This is a genomic window from Actinomyces lilanjuaniae (assembly GCF_003606385.1).
In the GTDB taxonomy this organism is placed as follows: domain Bacteria; phylum Actinomycetota; class Actinomycetes; order Actinomycetales; family Actinomycetaceae; genus Actinomyces; species Actinomyces lilanjuaniae.
The window spans coordinates 493,316-509,761 of record NZ_CP032514.1; the positions used below are offsets into that span (position 1 = coordinate 493,316).

Sequence of the window (16,446 nt, forward strand, 5' to 3'; positions counted from 1 at the left end):
GGTGCTGGCGGCGTGCTCCGGTGGGAGGGGGTCGCCCGCAGTGGTGGGACGGCGGTCTTCCATGGTCAGACACTAGGGGACCGTGGGGAGGGCAGCGCCAGGGGCGCGTGGGACGTGTACCGGGGGCGTGGGACCCGCGCGAGACCGTGGGACGGTGCCTGAGGTGCGCGGGGCGGGGCGCAGCAGGCTACCCCCAGCCGAGCTCGTGGAGGCGGGCGTCGTCGATACCGAAGTGGTGGGCGACCTCGTGGATGACAGTGACTGTGACCTCCTCCACCAGCTGCTCCCGGGTGGAGCACCAGCGCTGGAGGGGGCCACGGAAGATGAGGATGCGGTCTGGCAGCACCATGGACCAGCCCTCGTCACGCTCGGTCAGGGGGACTCCGAGGTAGAGCCCCAGCAGCGTGGGCGGGCCGTGCCGTGAGCCGACACCGCTGTCGCGGTCACGCAGCATGTCGGGGTCGGGCTCGTCCTGCACCAGGACCACGACGTTGTCCATCGCCTCGGCGAGGTCGGGCGGGATGAGGTCGAGCGCCTCACTGACGGCCTCCTCAAACTCCTGCTCCGACAGGTGCACCGGTGGGGTCATGCCGTGAGCCTGTCACAGGTGGCCGGTACTTGTCACTGCTTACTGCGTCCCGACGTCCTGACGTCCTGCCACTGTTCGTCTGCCTGTCGTGCCTTCTGTGCAGCCGCAGAAAGTCGGTCGCCGAGGATCGGCTATGCGTTGGTGAGCGTTGGTGAGCACTGGTGAGCAGGGTCACGCCACGAGGATTTGCGTGGACGCCGAGCAGGCACCTAGTGTTCTTCCCGGTTCGAGGTGCGAGGACGCCAAGGCCTCAGCGCCCCCATCGTCTAGCGGCCTAGGACCCCGCCCTTTCACGGCGGTAGCACGGGTTCGAATCCCGTTGGGGGTACGGCTCGGGTACAGTGGAACAGCTCCTCGGAGCCAGGCTTCGTGCCGAACGAGGCCTCGTGGCGCAGTTGGTTAGCGCGCCGCCCTGTCACGGCGGAGGTCGCGGGTTCAAGTCCCGTCGAGGTCGCGGACGCTGGCGCTGACCCGGTCAGGTCTGATCGGGTCGGCGTCGTCTCCAGGCTCTGTAGCTCAGTTGGTAGAGCGTTCGACTGAAAATCGAAAGGTCACCGGATCGACGCCGGTCGGAGCCACTGCGACGGCCCCCGGGACTCACAAGGTCCCGGGGGTCTCGTCGTCCCGGCGGGTTGCTGACCTGGGCAGTTGGCCCACTTGGCCTGGGATGGCTGAGGTATGGGTGTGAGGCAGGGGGTGTCTGAGGCGCCCGGGCGCCCCGGCTGGGAGAGTTGTCCTGCGTCGTTCGCGGTCACAGCGGCGTGCCTCCCTCAGGAGCCCCACAGGCACCAGTCCTACCCTGGCTCCATGCTCTCCGCTGCCCTCCCTCCCATGCCTGCTGTCGGTCTGCTGGCGGCAGCCGGGGAATCGGACGACCCGGTTCCCTCGGACTCCCCGACGGTGGACGTCTCCCTGGAGGCGGTGACCCAGACCACGATCAGCCTCCTGACTCTTGCGGTGCACGCGGGTGTGGGGGCGCTCATCGGGCTGGCCGTCGCCTTCGTTGTCCTGGTGACTCTGCGGCTGCTGGGCCGACGTCGGGGCCTGTATGCCGAGCTGGCCCGCTTCTGCCACCGGGCGGCCTACGTCTTCGGGGCCATGACAGGGGCCTACCTCGGTGTCCAGGTCGCCCTGACAAGCATGAGTAACTCCGTCACCTCCACGGTCGTCTCGCGCCTGCTGCTCATCGCCTCGATCATGGCAGGGACCTGGCTGGTGGTCGGTATGGTCAGGGCTGTCGAGGCCTCGGTGGTCAGCGGGGTGCGGGCCTCCGGGGACGAGGGGCGCACCAGCAGGGTCACGACCCAGAGCCAGATCATGCGCCGTGTTGCGCAGGTCGTCCTCATCGTGTGCGGCCTGGTCGGCGTGGTCATGACCTTCCCCAGCGCGCGTGTCGCCATGGGCTCCCTCCTGGCCTCGGCGGGCCTGGTCTCTGTCATCGCCGGCCTGGCCGCTCAGTCCACCCTGGGCAACGTCTTCGCCGGCATCCAGCTGGCCACCTCCGACGCCATCAGGGTGGACGACGTCGTCGTCGTCGACGACGAGCAGGGGACCATCGAGGAGATCACCCTGACCTATGTCGTGGTCCACACCTGGGACGATCGCCGCCTGGTGCTGCCCTCCACCTACTTCACCCAGAACCCTTTCGCCAACTGGTCCCGGAGGGGCACCCAGACCACCGGGACGCTCACCATCGACCTGGACTGGAGGGTCCCGGTCTCGGCGGTGCGGGCCGAGCTGGCCCGGATCGTGGCCTCCTCCCCGGCCTGGGACGGGAGGCAGGCCTCCCTGGACGTCATCGACGCCTCCGGAGGGTCGGTCACCTTGAGGATCGCCCTGTCCGGAGCGAACCCCAGCGACGTGTGGGCACTGAAGTGCTACGTCAACGAGGAGCTTGTCGCCTGGTTCCAGAAGCAGGCATCCTACGCCCTGCCCCGTACCCGAGTGGAGGTTGACCAGGTTGAGGTCGCCCAGGACCCTGCGCCCGAGCAGGTGGCCCGTCTGGCGGAGGAGCTGGCCGCACTTCAGGTCGGCAACGCCTCCGGCCAGGCGGCAGCCCAGCCGACGCCCGGCAGTGCCAGGGCGGAGGGTCTCGAGGAGGGCTACGACGCTGCGGCGGTGACTGCCCAGATCGCCGCCACGAGCGACCCGATTGAGGCGGCCCGGCTGCGTGCGGCCGCCAGGGGCCTGTCCCCGCTGCGCCGGATCCGGCGTGAGCGCGCCCGCAGGCGCAGCCTGCTGCGACGTGACCCGCAGGAGCAGGCCGCACCCGAGCCACAGGCCGCCCGCCCAGGCCGCCAGGAGCCGACGACCGTCTTCCCCACCACGGAGATGGAGACCTTGGCTGAGTCAGGCGGGTCAGCGGGCAGGCCGGGGGACAGGCCCGCCGACGGGTCGGCAGAGGAGGCGACTGGCAGGCAGACGGGTGGACCTGCAGGAGAGCCCGTGAGCAGGCCGCCACGGCAGGCGGCAGTGAGTGATCCGTCAGGAGCTCCGGCGACGCCGGGTACGTCGGCGGGCGGACCTGCGGGCCAGGGCGGGAGGCGTCAGCCTGGAGGATCCTCCTAGGGCCGCTGAGTCACGCTGCTGATCAGGGCTGCTGAGGCAGAGCGAGGGTCTGCAGGCGGCCCTGCTCGCCGTAGCCCGCTGCCAGGAGGGTGCGCTGTGGTCAGCGGTGCCGGGGGTGTTCCCGCTGCGTGAACGCTGTCCCTCTCTGGCTGTCCGAGGGGCGACGATGGGGCCATGACCAGCACCGAGCCGACCCTTGACCCCTCCGCCGCCGCCAGGACCGACGCCCAGTGGCGGGCTGCACTGACCCCCATGGAGTACCACGTGCTGCGTGAGGCGGGCACCGAGCGACCCTTCACGGGCGCCCTGCTGGACGAGCACCGCGAGGGCATCTACCGCTGCCGTGGCTGCGGGGCGGAGCTGTTCCGCTCCGCCACCAAGTTCGACTCCCACTGCGGGTGGCCCTCCTTCTACGACCCCCGTGACAGCACCGCTGTCACCCTGAGCACGGACACCTCCCACGGCATGGTCCGCACCGAGGTCCGTTGCGCTGGCTGCGGCTCCCACCTGGGGCACGTCTTCGACGACGCCCCCCACACCCCCACCGGCCAGCGCTACTGCATGAACTCCGTCAGCCTCACCTTTGAGGCTATGGATGAGGGCGCGGAGGAGACCGGGCCGGAGGATGCCGGAGGCCCGCACGCTTCCGGGCCTACCGAGCAGGCCTGACCTGTGCTGCGCGTGCTCACCCTCAACCTCCTGCACGGCCAGCCGGGACCGGGGGCGGGGGATGGCAGCGCCCTGACAGGCTCCCTGTCCGCGGCCCGTATCGCCGACCCTGGTGCCGCCCGGGCGGTCCTGGTCGCCCTGGCTGAGCAGGTCGCTGAGCTCGCGCCCGACGTGGTGGCCCTCCAGGAGGTGGACCTGCACCAGGCTCGCTCCGGACGCCTCCACCAGGCTGCTGTGCTGGCCCAGGCCCTGGGTATGCCCTACTACCGGTTTGCGGCCAGCTATGCGGGGCCGGTGGCGGGGCTGCGGCGCCGACCCCTGCGCAGCCAGCTGGAGGCGCCCACCCACGACGTCCTGGGACCCGCGCGGGCTGCTGTCGGCGCTCGGCCAGTCGGCTACGGCAACGCCCTCCTCTCCCGCTACCCGGTGAGCAGCTGGCACGTCACCCGGCTGGGACGTGGCCCCTCTAGCGTGGTGCGTCGCGGACACCGCGCCTGGGACCCGCGCTCCTACCGGCTGTTCCCCGCCTCCAGCAGGGTCATGGTGGCCGCTACTGTCGAGCTGGACGGCCGGGCCTGCGCGTCCCTGGGGCAGGTCTCGGTCGCCTCGACCCACCTGGCGACCCGGCAGGACACGGCGGCCCGCCAGCTCCGCCGGGCCTGGGAGGCGCTGGCTGGGATGCCCGGGCCGCACGTCCTGGCGGGGGACTACAACCTGCCCGCTGAAAGGGTGGCGGCCCTCCGTGTGGCGCGTCAGGTCGGACAGGGCCACACGTTCCCGGCGGGTGCACCCTCCCGCCGGATCGACCACCTCCTGACCGATCCGTGGCCCACCGGAACCCAGGGACAACCGCTGGAGGGACAGGCTGGCGGGCCCGGCCAGGCCCCGCCGCTCAGGGCCCTCAGCTGGGGTACCCGTACCTTCGTGGTCTCCGACCACGAAGGTACCTGGGTGGACCTGGCGCCCGCGCAGGCCTGAGGGCTGCCGTGGCCGAGGTCGTCGCCGGGCTGGGGGTCTTCGGCCTCGTCATCGCCGTGGGGTGGCTGCTGGTGCGTCTACGGGCGCTGCCCTCCGACGCCGACGCCGTCCTGACTCGGGTGTGCTTCTTTGCTGCGACCCCGGCACTGTTGCTGACGACCGTCAGCCAGGCGGACCTGGGCGTGGTCGCCTCTGCAGCCACCGTGACGACCATGGCCTCCGCGCTGGTGGCACTCCTTGCCGCCGGGCTCCTCCACCACCTGGTGCTGCGGCGCAGCGTGGCGGAGTCGGTCGTGGGCGCGCTGGCCTCTGGCTACGTCAACGCAGCCAACCTAGGGATACCGGTGACCGTCCTGGTCCTGGGGGACGCGACGGCCATCACCCCGGTCCTGCTGCTCCAGCTCCTGGTCGTGACCCCGGTCGTCTTCCTGGTGCTTGACACCGTGACGCGGCGGGGCAGCCCCTCCCGGATCGCCACCCTGACCGTGCCGCTGCGCAACCCGCTGCTGTGGGCAGTAGCGGCGGGGTGGTCCTCAACGTGGCAGGGTGGGACCTGCACGGGGCCGCTGGCGGCTACCTCGCCCAGTTGCTGGACATGCTGGGACGGGTGGCGGTGCCTCTCATGATGCTGTCCCTGGGGCCAGCCTGGCCGGGGCGCCCCGGCCCCTGCGCTGCGGGCGCTCCGCGCCGTTGCGGCGTCAGGGGCCTGGAGTCCAGGGCGGTGCCGATGGAGGTGCCAGGGACACCGAGAGCGACCGGGCTGGCAGTCGGGACCCCGCACGGGCACTGCGGCCCTGTGGTGGGCTGTGGGCTGGAAACTGGTGGTTATGCCCGCCACGGCTGTGGCTCTTGGTCTTGCTGCGGGTCTGGAGGGGCGCGATCTGCTGGCTCCCGTGGTGACGGTCAGCCTGCCCACTGCCAGAACGTGTTCATGTACGCCTCCCGGTACGGGGTGGCCACGGACCTGGCACGTGACGCCGTCCTGGTGACGACAGCGGGCTTCGTGCCCGTGGTTGTGCTGGAGGCGGCCCTCCTGGGCTGAACGGGAGGGCTTGCAGCCGGGAGGTGAAGACGTGCGGCCGGGTCTGTCGGTGGGGCCAGAATGCCCGGGTGCATGCCTCGCTACCCGCGTATGCTGTCCGGAAGGCGGCCACTACAGCCTCCGTCGTTCCCGCACCACTGGTGTTCATCGGCGCCGCCACCTCGACCTACATCGGCGCAGGCTTCGCGGTCTCGCTGTTCGGTGCTATGCCCCCCACTACCGTGGCCTGGTTGGCGGTACACAGGGGTGCTCCCATGTCCCGTCTCACAAGCGGGAGCTCTGGGTGAGGGATCGCCACCGTGGCCCAGGCCGTGGCCGTGCGGCATAATGTCGGCTGGCCCAGCGCCCTGCTGCGGCCCCGCACCGGTGTCCTGCTCGGTGCCCTGCTCCGGTGCGGCTCCCGGAGGGCACGCGCCGTCGGGTACGTGGTGGCGGATACCCCGACTGACAGGACCCCTGTGCCGACTACGCCGACCACGACCGCTCCACCTGCTCGATCTGGCAGGCCTGTGAAGGCAGCCCGTCATGCTCGGCGGGCGCGACCCGCTCGATCCGTCACGCCAGCAGAGGCGACCAGCCCCGGCACCTCCGCCGGGCGGGCGGGAACCGGCAAGACCCCCAGACCTGTCGAAGCACCTACCTCTGGCCGGGTGCTTGCCGACGCAGAGACCTCTTTCTCCTCCCTCGGCGTGGAGGCCAGCCTTGCCGCCGATCTCGGCTCCCGGGGCTTTAGCACCCCGTTCCCCATTCAGGCCGCGACCCTGCCTGACACGCTCGCAGGGCGCGACGTACTGGGGCGGGGCCGCACTGGCAGCGGAAAGACCCTCGCCTTCAGCCTCCCTGTGGTCCAGCGTCTGGCTGAGCAGGACAGGGCGCGCCCAGGTCGACCCCTGGGGCTGGTCCTGGTCCCGACCCGGGAGCTGGCCCTGCAGATCCACGACGTCATCAGGCCCCTGGCCGCCACGGCAGGCATGAGCGTGACGACGGTCTTCGGCGGTGTCTCCCAGAGGCCCCAGGAACGCGCCCTGGCCAGGGGGGTGGACGTCGTCGTCGCCTGCCCCGGGCGGCTCCTGGACCTCATGGGGCAGGGGATGATCAGCCTCGACGAGGTTGCCGTCACCGTCCTGGACGAGGCCGACCACATGGCGGACCTCGGCTTCCTCCCCGGTGTCCGGCGCATCCTGCGCGCTACACCTGCGCACGGGCAGCGTCTGCTCTTCTCCGCCACCCTGGACAACGGCGTGGACAGGCTGGTCCGCGAGTTCCTGCACGACCCGCTCCACCATGCCGTCGACCCCGCCAGCTCGCCCGTGCAGGCCATGGACCACACGGTGCTGCACGTGGCAGACAAGGCGGCCAAGGATGCTGTCGTGCGGCGGCTGGCCTCCGGGACAGGTCAGCGGATCCTGTTCACCCGGACCAAGCACCAGGCCCGGCGCCTGGCCCGCAACCTCACCAGCGACGGGGTCCCCGCCGTGGAGCTCCAGGGCAACATGAGCCAGAACGCGCGGGAGCGCTCCATGCGAGCCTTCTCCTCCGGGCAGGTCCACGTCATGGTGGCCACCGACATCGCCGCCCGAGGGATCGACATCAGCGGCGTGGAGCTGGTGGTGCACGTGGACCCGCCCCCAGAGCACAAGGCCTACCTGCATCGCTCGGGGCGCACCGCGCGCGCAGGAGCCGCGGGCACGGCGGTCACCCTGGTCCTGCCCGAGCAGGAGCGTGACGTCGAGGTGCTGCTGCGTCAAGCCCGGATCCGGGCGCAGACGAGGCGTGGCGTCCGACCTGACGACGACGTCGTCTCTGCCCTGGTGGGGGAGGTCGCAGGCCCGGTGGCGACCGAGGACATGCCCGAGGGTGTGGCGGTCAAGGGCGGGGCCGCCGTCCAGGCCGTCCAGGGGGCTCGGCGCGACCAGGCTGGTCAGGCGGGTCACGTCGGGTCCGGCAGGAGGGCGTCCCGAAGGTCACGGCGTGCCCGGGGTGGTGGCAGGCGGGGCGGTTCTGGGGGTGCTGGCGCGTCTTCCCGCGCAGCCCGGCGCACCCCTCACCTGCGCGGTGACAGGCGGGGCGGTCCTGGGTCCGGGGGCCACTGACGCGGCTGTCAGGACCGGGGAGGAAAGAACCAGGGGCTGACAGCACCCCAGGCCATGATGGAGGAGATGGGCTCCAGGACCAGCTCCGCCCCACCCCGGGACTCCTGTGCCCGCAGGCCGGCGAGCGGGGGCGAGGTGGGGGCCTCGACCTGGAGGTCGTACAGGCACTCGGGGACGGACAGGGTGTTGAGGGAGTCAGCCACCTGCCACCCTTCGAGCCCCAGGACGCGGGTGCTGATGAGCGACAGGGACCAGGTGCGGTGCTTGAACCCCTCGGTCAGCGGGGTGGGGCCGCCAGGCTCTCCCGGCTCACCCCCGGTGTCGAGGGTGTCTGCCAGCTGGGAGAGCGCGGCGTCCAGGGCTGTGACGTCACCGGAGTCAAGGAGCGTGAGGATCTCGGCGGGCAGGTGGTGCGGGCCGAGGTCGACGTTGTCACGGGGGCCGAGGTCGAGGAGCTCGGCGAAGGCTGAGGGCACCTCGCAGGCGTCCAGGCCGTAGACGTGCAGGCCGTCACGCTCGTGTTTGACGACGGTGGTGCGTGCTGGGCCGATCCAGGCCTCTACCAGTCTCTCCGGGGCTGTCGGCTCGACACGCGCCACCTCCAGGTGCCGTGTCGCGGTAGGCACCGCTTGGAAGGCTGGTGCCGCCTGCCTGGTGATACCGAGGTTGTCAAGGACTCCGGCCCGTCTCAGGCGGGTGGCGGTGCGGTCCTGGGGGATCTGGCCGCCCAGGCAGAGGGCTCGCACGGAGAGCCACTCGGCGTCGCTGAGCACGGCTACGGGCGTGTCTGCGGTGAGGTTGAGCTGTGCCATGGAGGCTCCTAGGGGGCGGTGTCGGGGTCGGCAAAGACGCTGAGCGTGGCCGCCATCTCCGTGAAGAGAGGCAGTGAGGTCCCGCAGGTGAAGGTGGGGGTGGTGAAGGTGGCGGTCATGCCTCGCCGGACTCCGGTGTCCAGGAAGACTGGCCCCTGGACCCAGGACCACTGGGTGAAGGTGAGGGAGCGGTTGTCCATGATGTAGACGCCACTGCGCATGAGACCGGTGACGTGGTCACCGTTCCACTGCGCCATGTCGATCGGGCGCACGCCCGGGATCGCGGCCAGGATCTGGGCGCTAGACTCCTGGAACCAGTCCGCCTCAGAGGTCGTGGTGGGGAGGCTGACGGCGGTGACCACGCAGTTGTCGGTGAATCCTGGGACACCAGAAGGGCCAGCGCACACCAGGTCCAGGGCGTTGGGAGCTGAGTCGGCGGGCAGCGCGATAGTGCGGGTGATGTCTGCCAGGGCTGTGGCGTCGAGCTGGTCCCAGGTCTCGGGCGCTGCCATGCTGACAGTGTTGCCAAGCAGCCGCCTGGTCAGCCGCTCGGGAGGGTCGGTCTGGCTCATACGGTGCTCCTCCGGTGTTGCTGTCTGGGTCTGCTGGTGTGGTGGTTATGGCTGGGATCGGTGGCGGGACGCGTGTTTCTTCTTGTGTCTTTTTCGGTGGTCTTGGAGGGCGACGACGGTGGCGATGAAGATGGTGAGGGCTATGGGGACGGTGATGTAGACGCTCCACTGGCCCAGGGCGGCGGAGATGAGGATGGCGGGTGCGAGGAAGGCGATCATTGCCACGGTGAAGACGATGTTGCCTGCGGTCGTGGTCAGGGCGCGGGTGATCCGGCCTGTCAGGGTGGTGGGCCTGTCCTTCTTGGTCTTGTGCCACTCCGGCGGCGGCCAGGGGATGGCCCGGGGGTCGGGGCCGGTCGTGGGGGAGCTGGTGGCGGGCGGGTTGGCTGTGGTGGCGGTGTCGGCCGTGAGGGGGCCGGTGGTGGTGGCGTGGGGGTCCAGGCGGGCGGCGGCGCGCGGGTCCAGCCCGCTGGTGGTGGTGATGCGGTGGTGGCGCTTCTGGGCGCGGCGGGCCTCCCGCCACTGGGGGTACATCCACCGGGGCAGCCTCACCGGGAGGAACCCGATGAATGTGACCAGGAGCGAGACTGTGCCGATGGTGCCGAGGGTGTCCACAAGGTTCTCGATGCGGACGTCATTCATGTCCAGCACCATCAGGGGCGCGCCGGCCAGGAAGGCCGTGCCGCAAGCGGGCATGGACAGGGCGGTGGAGTTCCTGTGGTCGATGCCGCGACTGAGCCACTCGGCGTCGAGCTCGCGGATGAGCCGGGCCACACCCGAGTCGGAGAACATGGCCAGCGCCCAGTAGGCGACAAAGACCACCCCCAGGACCACGCCGACCACCAGGTACAGCCACTCCCTCATCACGGCTCCTCTCGTGCTGGCCGGTGCCTAGAAGATCTTGCCTATCTTGTCCTTGATCCAGCCCCCGAACTCCTTCCCGACACTGGACCCTGCGGCTGCTCCTAGTGCCCCGCCGACGATCCCGCCCACGGCGATGCCTATGGGGCCGCCGAGCATGGCGCCGAGTGTCGCACCCGCCTTCGCGCCAAAAGCTGCTCCTGCGTAGCCTCCTACTCCCTCGGACACCCCCTGGGCGGTGGCCCGGGCGATCTTGGTCCCCTCCCCCATGGAGGGGTTGTTGGCTGAGTCGCTCTTGTACTGGTCCCAGGCGGTCGCCGCGCCTGACAGGACTGTGCCGGCAATGCCCGCCTTCTTCAGCGCAGGCGCTGCCTTGCCCGCAGCGTTCTGGATCTTCCAGGCCGTGGTGCCCTTGGTGCCGGGCCTGGGGAGCCAGTTCTTCGACTTGGTCTTCTCCCAGGCGGTCTTCCAGCGCCCCCACTCCTTGGTGGTCGCCTTGCTGATGAAGCGCCCTGACGCGTCCCGGGGCCGGAAGGTGGAGATCCGGCTGATAGCTGTCCACTGAGCCATTCTCACACCACGACTGCCCCAGGTGATGACCTGGCTGCCCCCGGCTGCGACAGTAGCAAGCGACTGAGCCGTCATCGCCTGCCCGGAGAGCCCACGGCAGGCGGACTGCAGCTCCTCGTGGGCGCTGGTCTCGTCCTCCCGGACCGCCTCGACCGTCTCCGCGATCTGGTTGAAGGTGGTCATCTTGGCCTCGTAGTCAGGGTCCGAAGAGTCCTCAGGCGCCTGGATGAGGTCCCCGGAGACGGTCAGCCCCGCCCCTGTCGCCTGCGCACGGGCGGCCTCCAGGCGGGTCTTCACCGAGCTCATGGCGTAGGCGAAGGTGTCCAGGGCCGAGCTCAGGGAGGTCACGTCCGAGGACAGGGTGTCCAGGGTGGAGACCTGGCTGGACAGGGCGGCCGCAGCCGAGGAGCCCGTCTGGCCGGTGACCTCGCTGGCAACGCTCCGCCGGGTGCTCGCCAGGTCGGTAGAGGCGGTGTCGAGGCTGCTGGCCTGGGAGGACAGGTCTGCCTGCAGGTCCCAGGCGTCGGAGGGCTGGGTGACAACCTTGACGTCGATGGTGGGCATGCTCAGATCCTCCCTGCCCCGCCGACCTCGATCGAGTGCGCTCCCTGGGCGACGGCCTCGTCGGTGTCGGTGAACTGGCGTGCGGCGGAGCGCATGCTGGTCGCGGTGGAGCGGGCGCTGCTCGCGGCGCTGGTCACCCGGGAGCCCAGTTTCTGGAGCGCACCGGAGACGGCCCCGGTGGAGGGGCCGAGGTCCGCAGGACTGGTGAAGGTCACGGAGTCCAGGTCGTCGGCGGTCATGTCGACCCGAGCCGCCAGGCTGTTGAGGATGTCAGGGTCGAGGGACAGGTCTGACACGGTGGGCTCCTGCGTGGTGCTGGGGGCTGTGTAGGACTGTATGGTTTGGGGCGCGACTGTCTTCACGGTAGTAGCGCTCACAGGGTGTGTAAAGAGACGGTCTCGCTCGAGGGTCTTACTACCGTTCCGACTCCGCCGTGCCGTGATCAGTTAGGTGAGTACGGCACCACGGAGCCTGGCTGGTGACTCCTCACGTGTCACCCTGGTCGGGGCTCGGAGAGCCGTGGCGGTGCTGGATGGTCTCGCTGAGCTGACGGTCAATATGGGCGAGGAACTCGTCAAGGGCCTCCGCGCCCAACGGCGCCTGGTCGTCGGACGGTCCTGTGGTGCGGGCCGTGGCGCGCGGGGCGGGTGCGGCGTGGCGCGGACTCTCCTCAGTGCTCTCCTCAGTGGCGGGGACCGGGTGCGTGGGAGTGGTGTGGTGCCGGTTGCCCTGCGCCGCCACGACGCGCTCGGCCCGGGCGATGATCTCGGAGGCGCTGACCCCCAGCGGTGCAGCAATCTTGCTGAGCTCGCTGACCGAGAAGGGGACCTGACCGCTGAGCCCATCCTGGACGGTGACCAGGCTCAGGCCGGTGACGACGCTGAGATCCTCCGCGCTCAGACCTGTCCGGTGCGCTTGGGAGCGGACCTCGGCGGAGACCGCCTCGTCGAAGATATACCGAAGCGGGGTCCATGTCATGGCGTTATTTTGGGCCTATTTAGGGTCAAAGTCAATGTGTGCCCGACGTTGGTGCAGGCGTTGGTACTCTTGTGACGTGCCAAGGAAGCCTAAGCCGCTGGAACCGCTTGATCGCGAGGTGATCGACATCCTGGCTGCCCGCCAGAAGGCCGCCGGGGTCTCGCAGCGTCGGCTGGCCCGCGAGGCAGGGATGTCGCTCAACCGGGTCGGCATTATCTTTCGGGCAGAGGGTCCTGCGCCGACGGTCGGTGAGCTGGCAGTGATCGCGGAGGTGCTGGAGCTTCAGAGCTCAGAGATAATCCGCGAGGCCGAGCGTCGCCTTCGCAGCCGGGGCGCGGACCCGCAGACGCATGGTGCCCAGGCGCAGCCTCGGGCTGCTCGAACTGTCGGGGACCGCCCGGAGCACGCCGCGTCGCGCCAGTGGGGCGATGTCGGCGAGGAGTCGCAGCTACCCCACCAGGAGTGATCACGAGGAGTGATGTTGAGGGGGTCTGGCTGGGGGCAGGTCGCGGCCACCCGGCCCTGAGTACCCCTGTGGGGTTCGCACCCACGACCTTCGGATTAAAAGTCCGCAGCTGCGTCGGCTGGGCCTGCCGAGACTGGCGGGCGTGCTGGCCCGGCTCCTCACCCGCCTCGTCGCGGCCGCCGAGCACGCCGAGGTGCTCGTGCGCCACCGGCTGCGCGGCCTCCGTGGCGCCACCACTGCCAGCACCGCCGACCGTGCTGGCGCAGTCGCTCCTGCTGGCAGTGCCACCACTGCCAGCACCGTCCGTGCAGGGGTGCTGACGCTGGGGTCCACCGCACCCGGCGTCCTGGTCGCCGACGGCACTGGCAGGCCTGTCCCCGGGCACCCTGCCCGGCACTGCTCCGCGGGGGAGGACCAGTGACCCCCGGCGTCGGCAGCCTGGTGGGGCTGATACCACCGGGAGCCTCCTCAGTGGTGGTACCCGCACCCGTGGCTCACGAGCTGCTGGAGCGCCTGGACGAGGCAGGAGGATCCCCGACCTGCGCGCACGGCCACACCTGGACCGTGGCCACGGCCCGGGTGAGGGTGCGCGACCGCCGCCGTGAGGGGCGCGGCATCACCCTGGAGCGTGACTGCCGGGTCTGCAAGCACGAGGCGTGGCGTGAGCGCGTGCGCCACGCTCGCCACCAGATGAAGGGAGGACGGCTGACATGACGGCCGGCCGCGGCGGGGATCCTGCCCGGTCCTGCTGGTGCCGCCGCTGCCAGCGCGCCCACCATCCCCGGGGTGTGGGTCGGCACAGGGCGATGCACAGGGACCGGGGCGAGGACGTCACCCTCGACCTGGGTGATGGTCCCCACCACTACACCTACAGCCGCCTCATCCGCGGCCAGACCAGCATCTACGACCTCCTGCCAGCCAGCTACCAGCAAGGAGACACCGCATGACACTCACAACCGCCGCGCCGGCGGACCTGGCGCCCGTCCGCCGCAGGCTGGACGCAGCCACCCCCGGCCCCTGGGACCACGACACCGTCACCCACCTGGTCTCAGCCGGGACCTGGCCCGTGGCCATGGTCGGCACCGGCCCCGAGCAGATGATCCCGGACTGGGAGGACGAGCATGCCGCCACCTGGACCAGCCCCAGTGCCCACGACGACGCCGAGCTCATCTCCCACGCACCCGAGGACATCCACGCCCTCCTGGGAGAGGTCGACCGCCTCCGCGACGCCCTCACCCAGATCAGCCACCTGCTGGAGGAGACCTGGACAGCCGACCTCCCCAGGCGGATCACGACGGTCCTGGGGGAGGCCCTGTGACGACCACGACAGCCACACAGTCCCAGGACGGCAGGACAGGAGAAGGCCCGGCAGGAGACCGCATCTCCCACCGGGCCACGGTCCCCAGCCATCCAGATAACCAAGAAGGAAAGAGAGGAACCAGAATGGACACTACCACACCCACCGGCCCCGGCCCCGATCAGGACCCCGAGGCCTGCCAGCTGCGCACCATCCGCCTCCTGCGTACCACCGCCCGCCACGCCTACCAGCAGGGCCGGGCCGACGCCCTCCTGGGTCGGCGCGCCCGCCCGGCCCGTCCCACAGGCCCCGCGGGACGGACGGACCACCCCGGCCCGCGTCCGCGCACCACAGGACCCGGCAGGCGGCCCACCCCTCCGCAACAGCAGGAGGAGCACGACACGCGCCCCCTGACGGTGCTCGACCCCGCCGACGGCACCGTCCTGGCCACCCTGGACCCCGGTGGCGCCCGGGCCGTCCCCGCCGAGGGCGTCACTGTCGGCCCTGTCGCCGACGTCAACGGGATCACTGTCCAGGCCCTGACCAGGGGCTGGGGGAGCCCGACCACCTACTACGTAGTCGCGTCTCACACGCCCACGACCCCGCTCACCCGGGCCGAGGCAGCCCGCCTCGCCCAGGTGCTCATCGACGCCGTGACCAGGGAGGTGGCGTGATGGCCTCCAGCGTCCCGGAGCGGGTGCGCCACCTGCTGGCCCTGGCCGCCGACCCGGCCGCCAGCCCCTCTGAGAGGCAGACCGCCTCCCACAGGGCCGCGGTCCTCATGGCCCGCCACTCCATCACCGGCCTCGACCCCCACACCTCCCGGACCGAGGACGTCACCACCCGGACCATCACGGTCCCAGGAGGGCGCAGCACCCCCTCCCTGGCCCAGGCCCACGCCATGCACCACGTGGCCACCGCCGCCGGCGCGGCCACCTGGTACACCGACCACCGCCGCTGGCCCCCACCGGACCAGCGGCCGTGCGTCTTAGTCCACGTGGTCGGCCTCGGCTCCGACCTGGACTGGCTCATACCCCTCCTGACCACCCTGACCACCCAGACCGCCCTGGACTGGGCCACCTGGAGACACGACCACGCCCAGGCCTACCGCGACCTCGACCGCGCAGGGCGCCTGACCTGGCGCAACGGCTACGTCCTCGGCTACGCCCACGCCGTGGCCGACCGCGTCCGTACCGCCCGCCAGCAGGCCATCCACGAGCAGGACACCACCAGCCCCGACGGCACCCCCACCACCGCCCTGGTGGTCCGAGACCGCGCCCAGCAAGTCCAGGACCACCTCGCCACCCTCAACCTGCGACCAGGCACCGCCACCCCCACCAGCGCCTGGGCCCACCACGCCGGGCACACCGACGGCCACGCCTCAGGCCTCGGCACCCCCCACAACCCCCAGGTAGGCACCCAGGCCACCCACCAGATCCAGGCGGGAGCCACACCATGACCCCGCACAGGATCACGCCCGACCCGGTCATCGACCAGGCCAGGACCGCCCTGGACGCCTACTACCGGGCGGGTGACGTCTACCAGCGGTGGCAAGCCAGGCAGGACCTCGCCGACCACGCCGACGTCTACGTCGACCACCTCCTCGACGAGATCGACCACCTCACCGAGATGATCCGCGACCTCGACCAGCAGGCCACCCGAGACGACCCCGCCCACGACACCACCCTAGAGGCCGCCTACCACGAGGTCAGCCGCCTGCGCCGCACCCTCGACACCGAGCGGCAGCAGGCCCTCCGCGCCCTCCAGCGCGCCGCCCGCACCGTCCGCCGCGCCTACCAGGACGGCTACACCCACGGACTCCAAGAAAAGGAAGGACAACTGTGACCACCGTCAACCTCGCCCACCGCCTCACAGTCGCGGGCCTGAGGGTGCTGGTAGTGGACTCCGACCCCCAGGCCAACGCCACCAGCATCCTCGACGCAGTGGCACGTGAGCTCGTCGGGACGGTGACGGCGCCGTGAGGCCACAGCCACCCACCCGCAGGACCCCGGCCAGCCTGCCCAAGGCCACCGGCCCCGACCCCGCCGCCCTCACCGCAGACACCAGCAACAGCAGGAGAGGCAGCAGTGCCAGCAGTGCTGGCAGGGCCGGCGGTGCTGGCAGCAGTGTGGCGAAGCTGACGATCCGTATCGACCCTGACCTCCTGGGGCGGGCGCGCTCCGCCTGGAGGCTCCAGGCCGCCGACCCGGGCCCCTACCCCAGTTTCGGCTCCTGGGTGGCCGGGCTCATCGAGGAGGCCGTGGCCGTCGCCGAGCACCACCACGGCGGGAGGCTGACGCCGACCCCGCCAGGCGCGATTCCAAACAGCCACCCCCGAACCGGGGCATGACCCGGAGCTGGGGCGGTACCGTCCTGCCCCGTACGCG

At 70.9% G+C, this 16,446-nt stretch carries 22 protein-coding genes and 3 tRNA genes; 18 read left to right on the forward strand and 7 right to left on the reverse strand.

All coding sequences use genetic code 11. The features are described 5' to 3' along the window. Positions 1-187: 187 nt before the first annotated feature. Positions 188-589: a metallopeptidase family protein gene (locus D5R93_RS02110; protein ID WP_119836336.1), complete on the reverse strand. Its 402-nt coding sequence runs from the start codon at positions 587-589 to the stop codon at positions 188-190. A gap of 255 nt (positions 590-844) precedes the next feature. Between D5R93_RS02110 and D5R93_RS02115 the strand changes: the two genes are divergently transcribed. The 8 genes from D5R93_RS02115 to D5R93_RS02155 all read left to right on the forward strand — a co-directional run bounded on the left by D5R93_RS02115 (position 845) and on the right by D5R93_RS02155 (position 7,939). Continuing rightward, positions 845-917, forward strand: a tRNA-Glu gene (locus D5R93_RS02115). 52 nt (positions 918-969) lie between these two features. Beyond that, positions 970-1,043, forward strand: a tRNA-Asp gene (locus tag D5R93_RS02120). A 51-nt stretch (positions 1,044-1,094) separates the two neighbouring features. Further along, positions 1,095-1,167: transfer RNA gene (locus tag D5R93_RS02125), tRNA-Phe, on the forward strand. Positions 1,168-1,396: 229 nt separating this feature from the next. Further along, the gene (locus D5R93_RS02130; protein ID WP_119836337.1) at positions 1,397-3,157 is read left to right on the forward strand and encodes a mechanosensitive ion channel family protein; all 1,761 of its coding nucleotides are present in this window, start codon (positions 1,397-1,399) and stop codon (positions 3,155-3,157) included. Between the two features lie 174 nt (positions 3,158-3,331). Continuing rightward, a complete protein-coding gene (msrB, locus tag D5R93_RS02135) occupies positions 3,332-3,826 on the forward strand; it encodes a peptide-methionine (R)-S-oxide reductase MsrB (RefSeq protein ID WP_120203520.1) in 495 nt (164 codons plus the stop codon). Between the two features lie 3 nt (positions 3,827-3,829). Continuing rightward, a complete protein-coding gene (locus D5R93_RS02140; protein ID WP_120203522.1) occupies positions 3,830-4,804 on the forward strand; it encodes an endonuclease/exonuclease/phosphatase family protein in 975 nt (324 codons plus the stop codon). Positions 4,805-4,812: 8 nt separating this feature from the next. Next, positions 4,813-5,430, forward strand: a complete 618-nt coding sequence (locus D5R93_RS13780; protein WP_243106888.1) for an AEC family transporter — start codon at positions 4,813-4,815, stop codon at positions 5,428-5,430. A 1,066-nt stretch (positions 5,431-6,496) separates the two neighbouring features. Beyond that, positions 6,497-7,939 carry a DEAD/DEAH box helicase gene (locus D5R93_RS02155; protein ID WP_243106889.1) on the forward strand — a complete coding sequence of 481 codons (1,443 nt, stop codon included), beginning with the start codon at positions 6,497-6,499 and terminating at the stop codon, positions 7,937-7,939. An 8-nt stretch (positions 7,940-7,947) separates the two neighbouring features. Here D5R93_RS02155 and D5R93_RS02160 read toward each other — a convergent pair whose 3' ends face one another. The 6 genes from D5R93_RS02160 to D5R93_RS02185 all read right to left on the reverse strand — a co-directional run bounded on the left by D5R93_RS02160 (position 7,948) and on the right by D5R93_RS02185 (position 12,296). After that, the gene (locus D5R93_RS02160; protein WP_120203527.1) at positions 7,948-8,751 is read right to left on the reverse strand and encodes a hypothetical protein; all 804 of its coding nucleotides are present in this window, start codon (positions 8,749-8,751) and stop codon (positions 7,948-7,950) included. 8 nt (positions 8,752-8,759) lie between these two features. Next, positions 8,760-9,323: a hypothetical protein gene (locus tag D5R93_RS02165; protein ID WP_120203530.1), complete on the reverse strand. Its 564-nt coding sequence runs from the start codon at positions 9,321-9,323 to the stop codon at positions 8,760-8,762. A gap of 45 nt (positions 9,324-9,368) precedes the next feature. Continuing rightward, on the reverse strand, positions 9,369-10,187 hold the full coding sequence (locus tag D5R93_RS02170; RefSeq protein WP_120203532.1) for a hypothetical protein: 819 nt from the start codon (positions 10,185-10,187) through the stop codon (positions 9,369-9,371). A 27-nt stretch (positions 10,188-10,214) separates the two neighbouring features. Beyond that, positions 10,215-11,318, reverse strand: coding sequence for a hypothetical protein (locus D5R93_RS02175; protein ID WP_120203535.1), 1,104 nt, complete (start codon positions 11,316-11,318; stop codon positions 10,215-10,217). Positions 11,319-11,320: 2 nt separating this feature from the next. Next, a complete protein-coding gene (locus D5R93_RS02180; protein WP_120203538.1) occupies positions 11,321-11,614 on the reverse strand; it encodes a type VII secretion target in 294 nt (97 codons plus the stop codon). A 190-nt stretch (positions 11,615-11,804) separates the two neighbouring features. Beyond that, positions 11,805-12,296, reverse strand: a complete 492-nt coding sequence (locus D5R93_RS02185) for a helix-turn-helix domain-containing protein (RefSeq protein WP_120203541.1) — start codon at positions 12,294-12,296, stop codon at positions 11,805-11,807. Positions 12,297-12,372: 76 nt separating this feature from the next. On the opposite strand from D5R93_RS02185, the gene D5R93_RS02190 reads away from it, so the two are divergent. From D5R93_RS02190 to D5R93_RS02230, 10 genes are all read left to right on the forward strand, one after another. After that, entirely contained in the window at positions 12,373-12,762 is a 390-nt protein-coding gene (locus D5R93_RS02190; protein WP_147392873.1) for a helix-turn-helix domain-containing protein, read from the forward strand. Positions 12,763-12,904: 142 nt separating this feature from the next. Further along, the gene (locus tag D5R93_RS02195) at positions 12,905-13,183 is read left to right on the forward strand and encodes a hypothetical protein (protein WP_120203543.1); all 279 of its coding nucleotides are present in this window, start codon (positions 12,905-12,907) and stop codon (positions 13,181-13,183) included. Continuing rightward, the gene (locus D5R93_RS02200; RefSeq protein ID WP_120203545.1) at positions 13,180-13,476 is read left to right on the forward strand and encodes a hypothetical protein; all 297 of its coding nucleotides are present in this window, start codon (positions 13,180-13,182) and stop codon (positions 13,474-13,476) included. The genes D5R93_RS02195 and D5R93_RS02200 overlap by 4 nt, the downstream gene beginning before the upstream one ends. Beyond that, positions 13,473-13,709, forward strand: coding sequence for a hypothetical protein (locus tag D5R93_RS13065; protein ID WP_162933774.1), 237 nt, complete (start codon positions 13,473-13,475; stop codon positions 13,707-13,709). The genes D5R93_RS02200 and D5R93_RS13065 overlap by 4 nt, the downstream gene beginning before the upstream one ends. Further along, the gene (locus D5R93_RS02205) at positions 13,706-14,080 is read left to right on the forward strand and encodes a hypothetical protein (protein WP_120203548.1); all 375 of its coding nucleotides are present in this window, start codon (positions 13,706-13,708) and stop codon (positions 14,078-14,080) included. The genes D5R93_RS13065 and D5R93_RS02205 overlap by 4 nt, the downstream gene beginning before the upstream one ends. A gap of 125 nt (positions 14,081-14,205) precedes the next feature. After that, positions 14,206-14,733, forward strand: a complete 528-nt coding sequence (locus D5R93_RS02210; protein WP_120203551.1) for a hypothetical protein — start codon at positions 14,206-14,208, stop codon at positions 14,731-14,733. Further along, entirely contained in the window at positions 14,733-15,518 is a 786-nt protein-coding gene (locus D5R93_RS02215) for a DUF2786 domain-containing protein (protein WP_120203554.1), read from the forward strand. Before D5R93_RS02210 ends, D5R93_RS02215 begins: the two co-directional genes overlap by 1 nt. Then, complete coding sequence (locus D5R93_RS02220) at positions 15,515-15,904, forward strand: hypothetical protein (RefSeq protein WP_120203556.1); 390 nt, start codon at positions 15,515-15,517, stop codon at positions 15,902-15,904. Before D5R93_RS02215 ends, D5R93_RS02220 begins: the two co-directional genes overlap by 4 nt. Continuing rightward, complete coding sequence (locus D5R93_RS02225; protein WP_120203559.1) at positions 15,901-16,041, forward strand: ParA family protein; 141 nt, start codon at positions 15,901-15,903, stop codon at positions 16,039-16,041. The genes D5R93_RS02220 and D5R93_RS02225 overlap by 4 nt, the downstream gene beginning before the upstream one ends. Further along, positions 16,038-16,409, forward strand: coding sequence for a hypothetical protein (locus D5R93_RS02230; RefSeq protein WP_120203562.1), 372 nt, complete (start codon positions 16,038-16,040; stop codon positions 16,407-16,409). Before D5R93_RS02225 ends, D5R93_RS02230 begins: the two co-directional genes overlap by 4 nt. Positions 16,410-16,446 lie beyond the last annotated feature (37 nt).

Bases quoted from the DNA above. Each gene is read 5' to 3' on its own strand.
- D5R93_RS02160 (WP_120203527.1), bottom strand. From the start codon at position 8,751: ATGGCACAGCTCAACCTCACCGCAGACACGCCCGTAGCCGTGCTCAGC.
- D5R93_RS02210 (WP_120203551.1), top strand. From the start codon at position 14,206: ATGGACACTACCACACCCACCGGCCCCGGCCCCGATCAGGACCCCGAG.
- D5R93_RS02130 (WP_119836337.1), top strand. From the start codon at position 1,397: ATGCTCTCCGCTGCCCTCCCTCCCATGCCTGCTGTCGGTCTGCTGGCG.
- D5R93_RS02110 (WP_119836336.1), bottom strand. From the start codon at position 589: ATGACCCCACCGGTGCACCTGTCGGAGCAGGAGTTTGAGGAGGCCGTC.
- D5R93_RS02185 (WP_120203541.1), bottom strand. From the start codon at position 12,296: ATGACATGGACCCCGCTTCGGTATATCTTCGACGAGGCGGTCTCCGCC.
- D5R93_RS02220 (WP_120203556.1), top strand. From the start codon at position 15,515: ATGACCCCGCACAGGATCACGCCCGACCCGGTCATCGACCAGGCCAGG.
- D5R93_RS02175 (WP_120203535.1), bottom strand. From the start codon at position 11,318: ATGCCCACCATCGACGTCAAGGTTGTCACCCAGCCCTCCGACGCCTGG.
- D5R93_RS02170 (WP_120203532.1), bottom strand. From the start codon at position 10,187: ATGAGGGAGTGGCTGTACCTGGTGGTCGGCGTGGTCCTGGGGGTGGTC.
- msrB (WP_120203520.1), top strand. From the start codon at position 3,332: ATGACCAGCACCGAGCCGACCCTTGACCCCTCCGCCGCCGCCAGGACC.
- D5R93_RS02205 (WP_120203548.1), top strand. From the start codon at position 13,706: ATGACACTCACAACCGCCGCGCCGGCGGACCTGGCGCCCGTCCGCCGC.
- D5R93_RS02165 (WP_120203530.1), bottom strand. From the start codon at position 9,323: ATGAGCCAGACCGACCCTCCCGAGCGGCTGACCAGGCGGCTGCTTGGC.
- D5R93_RS02215 (WP_120203554.1), top strand. From the start codon at position 14,733: ATGGCCTCCAGCGTCCCGGAGCGGGTGCGCCACCTGCTGGCCCTGGCC.
- D5R93_RS13065 (WP_162933774.1), top strand. From the start codon at position 13,473: ATGACGGCCGGCCGCGGCGGGGATCCTGCCCGGTCCTGCTGGTGCCGC.